13 protein-coding genes are annotated in these 11,855 nt (G+C 61.8%); 12 read left to right on the top strand and 1 reads right to left on the bottom strand.

Annotation, left to right across the window (positions count from 1 at the left end):
• Window positions 1-7 precede the first annotated feature (7 nt).
• From DOD19_RS09950 to nagZ, 12 genes are all read left to right on the top strand, one after another.
• Window positions 8-1,102 carry a MucB/RseB C-terminal domain-containing protein gene (locus DOD19_RS09950; RefSeq protein ID WP_024976103.1) on the top strand — a complete coding sequence of 365 codons (1,095 nt, stop codon included), beginning with the start codon at window positions 8-10 and terminating at the stop codon, window positions 1,100-1,102.
• A gap of 85 nt (window positions 1,103-1,187) precedes the next feature.
• On the top strand, window positions 1,188-2,699 hold the full coding sequence (locus tag DOD19_RS09945; protein ID WP_112185269.1) for a DegQ family serine endoprotease: 1,512 nt from the start codon (window positions 1,188-1,190) through the stop codon (window positions 2,697-2,699).
• Window positions 2,696-3,016: a glutaredoxin family protein gene (locus DOD19_RS09940; protein WP_024976101.1), complete on the top strand. Its 321-nt coding sequence runs from the start codon at window positions 2,696-2,698 to the stop codon at window positions 3,014-3,016. The genes DOD19_RS09945 and DOD19_RS09940 overlap by 4 nt, the downstream gene beginning before the upstream one ends.
• A 174-nt stretch (window positions 3,017-3,190) precedes the next feature.
• The gene (lepA, locus tag DOD19_RS09935) at window positions 3,191-4,990 is read left to right on the top strand and encodes a translation elongation factor 4 (protein ID WP_024976100.1); all 1,800 of its coding nucleotides are present in this window, start codon (window positions 3,191-3,193) and stop codon (window positions 4,988-4,990) included.
• Window positions 4,991-5,020: 30 nt separating this feature from the next.
• On the top strand, window positions 5,021-5,914 hold the full coding sequence (lepB, locus tag DOD19_RS09930; RefSeq protein ID WP_024976099.1) for a signal peptidase I: 894 nt from the start codon (window positions 5,021-5,023) through the stop codon (window positions 5,912-5,914).
• 62 nt (window positions 5,915-5,976) lie between these two features.
• A complete protein-coding gene (locus DOD19_RS09925) occupies window positions 5,977-6,345 on the top strand; it encodes a DUF4845 domain-containing protein (protein WP_024976098.1) in 369 nt (122 codons plus the stop codon).
• Window position 6,346: 1 nt separating this feature from the next.
• Window positions 6,347-7,117, top strand: coding sequence for a ribonuclease III (gene rnc, locus DOD19_RS09920; RefSeq protein ID WP_024976097.1), 771 nt, complete (start codon window positions 6,347-6,349; stop codon window positions 7,115-7,117).
• A gap of 8 nt (window positions 7,118-7,125) precedes the next feature.
• Complete coding sequence (era, locus tag DOD19_RS09915; RefSeq protein ID WP_004635627.1) at window positions 7,126-8,064, top strand: GTPase Era; 939 nt, start codon at window positions 7,126-7,128, stop codon at window positions 8,062-8,064.
• Window positions 8,065-8,095: 31 nt separating this feature from the next.
• Complete coding sequence (gene recO / locus DOD19_RS09910) at window positions 8,096-8,917, top strand: DNA repair protein RecO (protein WP_112185268.1); 822 nt, start codon at window positions 8,096-8,098, stop codon at window positions 8,915-8,917.
• Window positions 8,914-9,705, top strand: coding sequence for a pyridoxine 5'-phosphate synthase (gene pdxJ, locus DOD19_RS09905; protein ID WP_012435233.1), 792 nt, complete (start codon window positions 8,914-8,916; stop codon window positions 9,703-9,705). Before recO ends, pdxJ begins: the two co-directional genes overlap by 4 nt.
• On the top strand, window positions 9,702-10,142 hold the full coding sequence (gene acpS / locus DOD19_RS09900; protein WP_024976095.1) for a holo-ACP synthase: 441 nt from the start codon (window positions 9,702-9,704) through the stop codon (window positions 10,140-10,142). Before pdxJ ends, acpS begins: the two co-directional genes overlap by 4 nt.
• On the top strand, window positions 10,139-11,188 hold the full coding sequence (gene nagZ, locus DOD19_RS09895) for a beta-N-acetylhexosaminidase (RefSeq protein ID WP_112185266.1): 1,050 nt from the start codon (window positions 10,139-10,141) through the stop codon (window positions 11,186-11,188). Before acpS ends, nagZ begins: the two co-directional genes overlap by 4 nt.
• 76 nt (window positions 11,189-11,264) lie before the next feature.
• Here the strand turns inward: nagZ and efp are convergent, their stop codons facing one another.
• On the bottom strand, window positions 11,265-11,834 hold the full coding sequence (efp, locus tag DOD19_RS09890; RefSeq protein WP_024542043.1) for an elongation factor P: 570 nt from the start codon (window positions 11,832-11,834) through the stop codon (window positions 11,265-11,267).
• Window positions 11,835-11,855 lie beyond the last annotated feature (21 nt).

Genomic DNA, 11,855 nt, shown 5'->3' with positions numbered 1-11,855 from the left:
GGCATCCATGTCGAAGGTGTGGCACCCCGTTGCCGGGGCAGGCGCCCGCAAGCTGCAGGCCGTTCGTCGGTCGGTTTTTCTCCTTCTGTGTGTTTCGGCGCTGGCAACAGCCGCCCAGCCGCAGCCCGATCCGATGCCGCGCAAGGAGGCCGCCTCCTGGCTGGCCAAAATCCATCGCGCAGCGCTCAAGCAGAACTATGTCGGCACGCTCACGTATCAGCGTGGCACCGGCATGCACTCCACCCGCATCCAGCATTACGCTGATCTCTTCAACAACGAATACGAGCGCGTCGAGGCGCTGGACGGCAAGCAGCGCGAAATGCTGCGCCAGAATGACGTCGTCCGGAACCTGATTTACGACGTCAAACTCGTTGTGACGGAGAAGCAGGAGCACAAGGACAGCTTCCCCGCACTGCTCGCCACCACCAATGGCGATGTGCTTGATCAGTACGACATGCGCCACCTGCCGACCGAGCGCGTCGCGGGCATGGATTGTGAAGTCTTCCAACTCGATCCGAAGGACGGCTACCGTTATGCCTACCGAATCTGGGCGGAGCGCAACAGTGGTTTGTTGATGCGCGCCCAGACTATCGGTGAAGACGGCAAGGTGCTTGAGCAGGTTGCCTTTTCGCAAGTAGAGTTGGGTGTGCCGTCGGAAAAGCAGAAGATCGTCACTGCGCTCAAGAACCTGAACGGCTGGAATCAGTACGAGATTGTGACCCAGCCGACTAACCTGGCCGAGCAAGGCTGGACGATCGGCAACCCTGTCAAGGGCTTCCAGAAGATCCGTGAGGTGCGCCGTCCGCTGGGCGACATTGCGCCAGCCGGCAAGAACAGTTCCGGTTTCGAGGTCCAGCAGGTCGTGTTTAGCGACGGGTTGGCAGGGCTGTCGCTCTTTATCGAGCCGGTATCGGAAAAGCGCACGCGCCGCGAAGGCTTCATCTCACAAGGCGCTACGCATGTGATGGTGCGACGTGTTGCCGATTTCTGGCTAACGGTCGTGGGCGAAGTCCCGTTTGCTACCATCAAGCAGTTTGGCGCAGCAGTCGACTACAAGCCGGTGTCCGCCAACGCGGCCAACAAGCCGGCCAGCGCGCCGTAATAGCCACAAGCTGGCATCTATCTTGGGTGCGCGACGTGGTCGCGCAGTGCCAATTCTCTATCTGTTCTTGTTCCGGGGAGCTTTCATGCGTACCGCTCGATCCGTTCACGCCTTGCGTCTGCTGTGCGTTGCCGCCGCTGTGGCGGTTGGGAGCGCGCTGGCGCCGGCCCACGCACAGAACGCCACGGGTAGCGTGGCCACGGGCACGTATGGTTTGCCTGATTTTGCCGATCTGGTCGAGAAGGTGAGCCCCGCTGTCGTCAACATCCGCACGACCGAAAAGGTCCGTATGCAGCAGGGTGGTCCGAACGATGACGACATGGCCGAGTTCTTCCGCCGCTTCTTCGGTGTACCGATGCCGGGCATGCCGGGGCAGGGTCAGAAGCGCCGCAACGCGCCGCCGCAACAGGAAGAGGAGCAGAGCCGCGGTGTCGGTTCCGGCTTCATCATTTCAGGCGACGGCTACATCCTGACCAACGCGCATGTGGTGGAAGGCGCGGAAACCATCTATGTCACGCTGATCGACAAGCGCGAGTACAAGGCCAAGCTGATCGGCCTGGACAAGCGTACCGACGTTGCGCTCGTCAAGGTCGAGGCGAGTGCTCTGCCTAGCCTGAAGCTCGGCGATTCCGACAAGGTGCGCGTAGGCGAGTGGGTGCTCGCAATCGGTTCCCCGTTTGGGCTGGACAATACGGTGACTGCAGGCATTGTGTCGGCCAAGGGGCGCGATACGGGCGACTACCTGCCGTTCATCCAATCCGACGTAGCCGTCAACCCCGGCAACTCGGGCGGCCCGTTGATCAACCTGCGCGGCGAGGTGATCGGCATCAACAACCAGATCTACAGCCAAAGCGGCGGCTACATGGGCATCTCGTTCTCGATTCCGATCGACGAGGCGATGCGTGTGGCTGAGCAGTTGAAGGCGACGGGGCGCGTGACACGCGGCCGCATCGGTGTGGCAATCGACAACGTGCCGAAGGATGCAGCGGAGTCGCTGGGTCTGGGCCGTGCGCGCGGCGCCTATGTTGGCAATGTCGAATCGGGCGGTCCGGCGGACAAGGCCGGCATCGAGGCCGGTGACATCGTCTTGAAGTACAACGGCCGCGATGTCGAGAAGGCGGGTGACCTGCAGCGCCAAGTCGGCGAAACCAAGCCGGGCGCGCGCGCTACCGTGCAGGTCTGGCGCAAGGGCGCAACGCGCGATCTGACCGTGACGGTCGCCGAGTTGCAGGCCGACACCAAGGTGGCGCAGCGCGCCAAGGGCGCGCAGCCTGATAACAGCCAGCAGGGTCCGGGCAAGCCGAATGCGCTGGGGCTGGTGGTGGCTGACTTGTCTGACGGCGCGCGTCGCGAGTTCAAGACCAAGAGTGGCGTTGAAGTGCAGGTCTCTGAAGGGCCGGCGGCGCGCGTCGGCATTCGACCGGGTGATCTCATTCTGCGCGTGGGCGATACCGACGTCTCCAACGCCAAGCAGTTCAACGAGGTGGTCGCCAAGCTCGACAAAAACCGCATGGTTGCCGTGTTTGTACGCCGTGGCGATGCGACCCAGGTGGTGACGCTGCGCCCGAGCGCGGCCCGTTCGGGTAGCGGCCAGTGATCGAGCTGACGCTCTACGGACGCACGTACTGCCACTTGTGCGACGACATGAAGAACGCGCTGGAGCCGCTCCGGCGCGGTTTTTCTTTTGTGCTGCACGAAGTGGACGTCGACAGCGATCCGGCGCTGGAAGCGCGGTTTGACGAGTTGGTGCCCGTACTGATGACCGGGGGCCCGGCAGCCTCGCCCCAAGACGTGCGGGAGTTGTGTCACTACTTTCTCGATGTGCCTGCCGTGCAGGCATGGCTTGCAGCGCAGACGGCGCGTGCGCCTGACACAGCGCCCCTGCCGCAAAAAGAGGCGCGGGAAGCCCCCTGAAATCCGGTAAAATCGCCTGTTAGCGCCGATTTTTGCATTGCACGATTTCTGTGTCGCAAGTTCGGCTTGGAATCCAATACCTCCCGCCAGCGCAGCCAATGTGCGCCGGCCATGCCGGAACCGCCTCGCGCTCCCGGCAGACGCGCCCGGGATGGGCGCTTTTCGACGCATTCGATGGACAATATCCGCAATTTCTCGATCATCGCCCACATCGACCACGGCAAATCGACGCTGGCCGATCGCATCATCCAGTTGTGTGGCGGGCTCTCCGACCGCGAGATGGAAGCCCAAGTACTGGACTCGATGGACATCGAGAAGGAACGCGGCATTACCATCAAGGCGCAGACCGCCGCGTTGTCCTACAAAGCACGGGACGGCAAGGTCTATAACCTCAACCTGATCGACACCCCGGGACACGTCGACTTCAGCTACGAAGTCAGTCGCTCGCTATCCGCGTGCGAAGGTGCTCTGCTGGTGGTCGATGCTTCCCAAGGCGTGGAGGCGCAAACCGTTGCCAACTGTTACACCGCCATCGAGCTGGGTGTGGAAGTGGTGCCGGTGCTCAACAAAATCGACTTGCCTGCGGCCGATCCGGACAACGCGATCCAGGAAATCGAAGACGTGATCGGCATCGACGCGACAGACGCGACGCGCTGCTCCGCCAAGACCGGCGTAGGCGTGGCCGACGTACTGGAAGCGCTGATTGCCAAGGTGCCAGCGCCCAAGGGTGACCCGGCCGCGCCGCTGCAAGCGCTCATTATCGACTCGTGGTTCGACAACTATGTCGGTGTGGTGATGCTGGTGCGCGTGGTGAACGGCACGCTGCGCGCCAAAGATAAAATCCTGCTGATGGCAACCGGTGCGCAGCACTTGGTGGAACAGGTGGGCGTGTTCTCGCCGAAGTCGGTGCCGCGCGAATCGCTGTCCGCGGGGCAGGTGGGCTTTGTCATCGCCGGCATCAAGGAACTGAAGGCCGCCAAGGTGGGTGACACCATCACCCACGTTGCACCGCGCAAGGCCGAGGCGCCGCTGCCGGGCTTCAAGGAAGTCAAGCCGCAGGTGTTTGCCGGCCTGTATCCGGTGGAAGCCAACCAGTACGAAGCGCTGCGTGAATCGCTGGAAAAGCTCAAGCTCAACGACGCCTCGCTGCAGTACGAGCCGGAAGTGTCGCAGGCGCTGGGCTTCGGCTTCCGCTGTGGCTTCCTTGGTCTGTTGCACATGGAGATCGTGCAGGAGCGCCTGGAGCGCGAATTCGACATGGATCTGATCACCACCGCGCCGACGGTGGTCTATCAGGTGCAACTGCGCGACGGCACGATGATGCAGGTGGAAAACCCCGCCAAGATGCCCGCGGACCCGAGCAAGATCGAGGCGATTCTCGAACCGATCGTCACGGTCAATCTGTACATGCCGCAGGATTACGTGGGCGCCGTGATTACGTTGTGCGAGCAGAAGCGCGGCTCACAGATCAACATGAGCTACCACGGCCGCCAAGTTCAGCTGACGTATGAGATCCCGATGGGCGAGATCGTGCTGGACTTCTTCGACCGGCTGAAATCCGTTTCGCGCGGTTATGCGTCGATGGATTACGAGTTCAAGGAGTACCGCGTGTCGGACGTGGTCAAGGTCGACATCCTGATCAACGGCGACAAGGTCGATGCGCTGTCCATCATCGTCCACCGTTCAAACAGTACGTACCGTGGCCGTGAAGTGGCCGCCAAGATGCGCGAGATCATTCCGCGCCAGATGTACGACGTGGCAATCCAGGCAGCCATTGGCGCCAATGTGATCGCCCGCGAAAACGTCAAGGCGCTGCGCAAAAACGTGCTGGCCAAGTGCTACGGCGGTGATATCTCGCGCAAGAAGAAGCTTCTCGAAAAGCAGAAAGAGGGCAAGAAGCGCATGAAGCAGGTTGGTACCGTTGAAATTCCGCAAGAGGCCTTCCTGGCCATCCTGCGCGTCGAAGAAAAATAATCCAGACATCGCTCGGACGATCTCTCATCCATGAACTTCGCCCTGATTCTGTTTGTTCTCGTCGTCCTCACCGGTATTGCGTGGGTGGCTGACAAGCTCGTGTTCCAGCGCCAGCGTCAGGCGGCTGCGGCCGCGGCACTGGCTGAATTCGACGCGCGTGCGCAGGTGCAAGCGCAGTACGGCGGCGGTGGCGACATCGGTGCCGCGCGTCTGCAACTGGCTGAAGACAAGCTGCGCCAGCCCTGGTGGCTGGAGTACACGGCCAGTTTCTTCCCGGTCATCGCCGCAGTGTTCCTGCTGCGCTCGTTCGTGATCGAGCCGTTCAAGATTCCGTCGGGCTCGATGATTCCCACGCTGCAGATCGGTGATTTCATCCTCGTCAACAAGTACACGTATGGCATTCGTTTGCCCATCGTGAACAAGAAGATCGTCGAGTTGAATCAACCGCAACGCGGCGACGTGATGGTCTTTCGCTATCCGAAAGACGAGTCGATGGACTACATCAAGCGCGTGATCGGCGTGCCCGGCGACGTGGTGAAGTACGACAACAAGCGCCTGACCGTGAATGGCCAACCGGCCACCTACGCACCGCAGTCCGATTACCTCGATGGCGAGCGCTTGACGTACTCGAAGCAGTATCAGGAGACGTTCGGCAACGTCACGCACAACATCCTGAACGACGCCGACCGCCCCGCTTATGTCTCCGGTCCGGACGATTTTCCGTTCCGCGAAAACTGCACTTACAATCAGACCGGTTTCACCTGCAAGGTACCTGCAGGTCACTATTTCATGATGGGCGATAATCGCGACAACAGTGCGGACTCCCGTTACTGGGGTTTCGTGCCGGACAAGAACATCGTCGGGAAAGCGTTCTTCATCTGGATGAACCTGGGTGACCTGAAGCGGATCGGTGCTTTCCATTGATCCGGTAAGTGATGCAAAAAGCTCTTATTGAAACTCGGCAATTGCACAACGGGGGAAATGCAATGCGGATTCGTCAGGCCGGTCTGAAACGCCCGTCGCGCGGGATTACGATGTTCGGCATCCTGATCGGCATCATTGTGCTGATCACGTTTGTGCTGCCGGCTATTCGATCCGTCCCAAGCCTGATGGAATATCAAGCCATCACGCGCGCCGTGAAGCAGGCGCGTGAACGTGCAAGCACGCGCGAAGAAGTGGCCAACGCCTTTGACAAGCAAGCCGCGATCGACGACATCACGTCGATCAAGGGTGAAGATCTGGAAGTGCTGGATGGCAGTGGTTCCATCCAGGCAGTGCGTTTCTCCTATAAGCGAGATATCCCGTTGTATGGCCCCATCGGTCTGGTGATCACCTATTCGGGGACCCAGCGTTGACATGAGTTTGGATGCACTACAGCAACGTCTTGGCTACCGCTTCAGCAAACCGGAGTTGCTGCAGCAGGCGCTCACCCATCGCAGCCACAGCGCGATGCACAACGAGCGCCTGGAATTTCTTGGCGATTCAATCCTGAATTGCGCCGTCGCCGACATGCTCTACGGCATGTTCGGCAAGTTGGATGAGGGCGATCTCTCGCGCGTGCGGGCCAATCTGGTCAAGCAGCAGGCGCTGTACGAGATTGCGCAGATGTTGCTGTTGCCCGATGCCCTACGTTTGGGCGAAGGTGAATTGAAGAGCGGTGGTTTCCGCCGGCCTTCGATCCTGGCTGATGCGCTCGAAGCGATTTTCGGGGCGGTGTTCCTCGACGGCGGCTTCGATGCTGCCCGCACCCTGATCCGCAAACTCTATATCCCGATCCTTGAACAGGTCGACCCGCGCACGCTCGGCAAGGACGCCAAGACGCTGTTGCAGGAGTACCTCCAAGGTCACAAGATTGCGTTGCCGCTGTACACGGTGGTTGCTACCCACGGCGCGGCGCATAATCAGCAGTTCGAGGTCGAGTGCTCGATCCCGAAGCTGGAGATTCGCGTCTCTGGCAGCGGGGCATCGCGGCGCGCGGCCGAACAATCGGCGGCCAAGCTGGCCCTGGATGAAGCGCATCGCCTAGTGCCGCAGCTCGTCAAGCGCAGCCGCGCCGAGCGCACCGGCAAGACGCGCAAGCAGGCTACGCCGCCCGATCCGCAGTTGTCTCTCAGGTTGAAGGAATAATCAGGTAAATGAGCGACACCCCATTGCAACCTCCGCAGCCAGAATCTGGTGTGCCGGAGGGGTTCCGCTGCGGCATGGTCGCCATTGTTGGGCGGCCGAACGTCGGCAAATCCACGCTGATGAATGCCCTGGTGGGCCAGAAAGTCAGCATCACATCGCGCAAGGCGCAGACCACGCGCCACCGCATCACTGGCATTCAGACGACCGATGACGCCCAGTTCGTCTTCGTCGATACGCCGGGCTTTCAGACACGCCACGCCACGGCGCTGAACCGCTCGCTGAACCGCGCAGTCACCTCCACGCTTACGTCGGTGGATGCCGTGTTGTTCGTGGTTGAAGCGGGCCGCTATGGCCCGGACGACGAGAAGGTGCTCTCGCTGCTGCCGCGCGAGACGCCCGTGATCCTGATTGTCAACAAGGTCGATCGGCTCGACGCGTATACGCGCGCCGAGATGGTCGCCGTGTTCCTGCAGGACATGGCACAGGTGTTTCCGTTTGCCGAAATCGTGCCGATGTCGGCCAAGAACCGCGACGACATCGACCGCTTGCTCGGCATCGTGCGCCCGTACCTGCCGGAAGGCGAACCGATGTACGACCCAGAAGCGCTGACCGATCGCAGCGAGCGCTTCCTGGCCGCAGAAATTGTTCGCGAGAAGGTCTTCCGCTGGACTGGCGACGAATTGCCGTATTCCAGCACCGTCATCGTCGACAAATTCGAGACCGAAGGCCGCCTGCGCCGCGTATTCGTGACCATCTTGGTTGACCGCGACGCGCACAAGGCGATGATCATTGGCGCGAAGGGCGCCAAGCTCAAGCAGATCTCCACTGAAGCCCGCATGGACATGGAAAAACTGTTCGACGGCAAGGTGTATCTGGAGGTCTGGATCAAGGTCAAGAGCGGCTGGGCCGACAACGAAGCCGGCCTGCGTGCCTACGGCTACGAGTAACCACTCAGCCGGGCCACTCTACACACGCTCGATGGCGGGACGATCCGATCCGATTCCGGACGAGGCCGCGGAATGGCTCGCCGAGGAAAGCGTAGCCGGCGCCGCGCCGCGCAAGAGCTTTCCTGCCGGGCGTTCCGAAACACGCGTTGCTGCGCAGCCGGCCTTCGTGCTGCACAGTTATCCGTATCGGGAGACCAGCCTCATCATCGACGTATTCACGCCGGACTATGGGCGCATGGCGCTGGTCGCCAAGGGGGCGAAGCGACCGCATTCGGCCCTGCGCGCGGTGCTGCAGACATTTCAGCCGCTGTCGCTTTCCTGGAGCGGGCGAGGTGATGTGCGCACGCTGACCCGTGCCGAGTGGGTCGGCGGCATGCTGCCGTTGGGCGGGGAGGGGCTGCTATCCGGTTTCTATCTGAACGAACTGCTCGTCAAGTTCGTCGCCCGCGAAGACGGCCACCCGGTACTGTTCTCACACTACGTCGAAACGCTCAACAAGCTTGCTCATGGTGAACCCGCGGCCTTCACGCTACGCGCGTTCGAACGTGTGCTGCTACGTGAGACTGGCTTCGCTGCACGGCTCGACCGCTGCATCGACGGTGAGCCGGTGCAAGCCGACGCCGAATATGTCTATCACCCGGAGCGCGGCATCCGACGGACGCTGCCGAGCGATCCATCGTCCTGGCCTGTTTTGCGGGGCCAGACGCTGATCGACATGGAACATGACGATTACGCGTCACGCCCAACGACCGCGCAGCAAAGCCGCAGCCTGATGCGTTTCCTGCTGCATTATCATTTGCACGGCACGCCGCTTTCGACGCGCCAGATCCTGATCGACTTGCAGAAACTATGATCTTTCATGCCTCGCCGGGAATCATCGACCTGGGCATCAACATCGACCACGTCGCCACGCTGCGCAACGCGCGCGGTACCACTTACCCGGACCCGATCGCCGCGGCGCTGTTGGCTGAAGAAGCCGGCGCCGACCTCATCACCCTGCATCTGCGCGAAGATCGTCGCCACATCAAGGACGCCGACGTACGCGCGCTGCGGCCGCAACTGCGCACGCGCATGAACCTGGAGTGCGCCGTCACGCAGGAGATGCTCGACATCGCGTGCGACATCGGCCCGCAGGATGTCTGCCTCGTGCCCGAGCGCCGCCAGGAAGTCACCACCGAAGGCGGCTTGGACGTGGTGGGTGGTTTCGCCAAGGTGCAAGCCGCTTGCAAGCAACTGGCCGATGCGGGCATCCGCGTGTCGCTGTTCATCGATCCGGATGCGGCACAGATCGAGGCGGCGGCCGCTGCCGGCGCGCCCGTCATCGAATTACACACGGGCCGCTATGCCGAAGCTACGGACGACGCCGAGCTCCGGGCAGAGCTCGTTCGCATCGAAACCGCGGTGGAAGAAGGTATCCGCTGGGGCGTGCGCGTGAACGCAGGCCACGGCCTCCACTACACGAACGTGCAGCCGATTGCCGCCATCGCTGGCATTCACGAACTCAACATCGGCCACGCCGTCGTTGCGCACGCGGTGTTTGCCGGTTGGCAGAACGCGGTGCGCGAGATGAAGGCGATCATGGTCGCGGCGCGGCTGTCGTCCACCACGCCGGCGGCCGCACACCCGGGCGTGCCCGTATGAACGAACGCGCCGCCGCCGCGGCGTCCGGTGCGATTTACGGCATCGGCACCGACATCATCCAGATCGAGCGCGTCGAAGGCGTGATGCAGCGGACTAACGGCCGCTTTGCCGAAAAGGTGCTCGGGCCCGATGAACTGCGTGTCTACCATGCCCGGAAGGCGCGCTCCGAGCGGCGTGGCCTTGCATTTCTTGCCACACGTTTTGCCGCCAAGGAAGCCGTGTCCAAGGCCATCGGCCTGGGAATGCGCTGGCCGATGACGTGGCGGGCGGTACAGACGCTGAACTTGCCATCCGGCCAACCTGTGGTGCGCTATAGCGGCGAACTGGCCGACTGGATCACGCAGCACGGCCTTCATATCCAGATCAGTGTGACGGACGAACGCGACTATGCAGTCGCCTTCGCCGTTGCCGAGTTGCAAACGAAATCCTCCGCATGACTCAAACCAAGAAGCAGAAGCACCCCGGCCCGATCGTTCTGGATGTTGCCGGCCTGGAACTCGGCCCCGACGATGTTCGACGCATTGCCCATCCGCTGACGGGCGGCGTGATCCTGTTTGCGCGCAACTTTGAATCGCGCGCGCAATTGACGGCGCTCACGCAGGCCATTCGCGCGATTCGCAACGACGTGCTGATTTGCATCGACCACGAAGGCGGTCGCGTGCAGCGCGCCAAGACCGACGGTTTCACGCAGCTACCCGCCATGGGCGCGCTGGGCAAGCTCTGGGACACCGACGTGCTGGCCGCGACGCGCGTTGCCACGGCTTGCGGCTACGTGCTGGCCGCCGAACTGCGCGCGTGCGATATCGACCTGAGCTTCACGCCCGTGCTCGATCTCGACTATGGTAGCAGCAGCGTGATCGGCGATCGCGCGTTCCATCGCGACCCGCGCGTGGTAACGATGCTGGCCAACCACCTGACACTGGGCCTGCGCCTAGCCGGCATGTCGAACTGCGGCAAGCATTTCCCCGGCCACGGCTACGTCCAGGCTGATTCGCACATCGCCGTGCCGGTGGACGAGCGCCCGCTGGAGGCTATCCTCGCTGACGACGCGCAGCCCTACGGGTGGATGGGAATCGGCCTGCAGTCGGTGATGCCGGCGCACGTGATTTACTCGGCGGTCGATCCGAATCCGGCGGGCTTCTCTCGCTTCTGGCTGCAGGACATGCTGCGCGCGCATTTCAACTTCGACGGCGTGATCTTCAGTGATGACCTGAGCATGGAAGGCGCGAGCGTTGCCGGCACGGTCGTCGATGGCGCACGAGCGGCGCTCACGGCCGGCTGCGACATGGTGCTGATCTGCAATGCGCCGGAAAAGGCCGATCAACTGCTCGGCGAGTTGGATGTGCCGATGGGCAAGGCGTCGCAGCGGCGCGTGCGGCGGTTGTTTGGTGGTCGCGCCGTGAAGGACTGGGCGAAGCTGCAGCAGCAATCGGCTTACAAGCAGGCGCTGCGTACGTTGCGCGAGGCGAAACTCATCAAGTAGCGTCCAAACGCCAAGAAGATTGATCGCAAAAGAAAAAGGCTCCCGAGGGAGCCTTTCTTCTTACTGCGACGCCAGCTTACTTGGCGCGGCTGCGGTACTCGTCGGTACGCGTGTCGATTTCGATCTTCTCGCCGATGTTGCAGAACAGCGGGACCATGATCGTGAATTCTTCATTGTCGTTGATGCGAGCCGCCTTCAGAACCTTGCCCGACGACGTGTCGCCCTTGACGGCCGGTTCGGTGTAGACGATTTCGCGGACAACCGTCGTCGGCAGTTCCACCGAGATGGCGTTCTCGTTGTAGAACGTCACTTCGACCTTCATGCCGTCTTGCAGGTAGTTCAGCGCGCTGCCCATGGCGGCCGGCTCAACGTTGTACTGTTCGTAGGTGACCGGGTCCATGAACACGTACATCGTGCCGTCGAAGTAGGAGTACTCGGCTTCCTTCTTCTCGAGGATGACTTGGTCCATCTTGTCGTCGGCGTTGAACACCGACTCGCCGCCTGCGCCCGTCAGCAGGTTCTTGTACTTCATCTTGACGACGGCGCCCGAACGGCCCGAACGGCTGTACTCGGTCTTGAGAACGACCATTGCGTCGTTGCCGATCATGAACACGTTGCCAGCGCGGAGTTCCTGCGCGATTTTCAAAGCCATTTCACATTTCCTGAG

Origin of the sequence: Ralstonia sp. GX3-BWBA (genome assembly GCF_003290055.1) — a bacterium.
Lineage (GTDB): Bacteria > Pseudomonadota > Gammaproteobacteria > Burkholderiales > Burkholderiaceae > Ralstonia > Ralstonia holmesii.
This window is presented reverse-complemented; position numbering and strand designations above follow the sequence as displayed.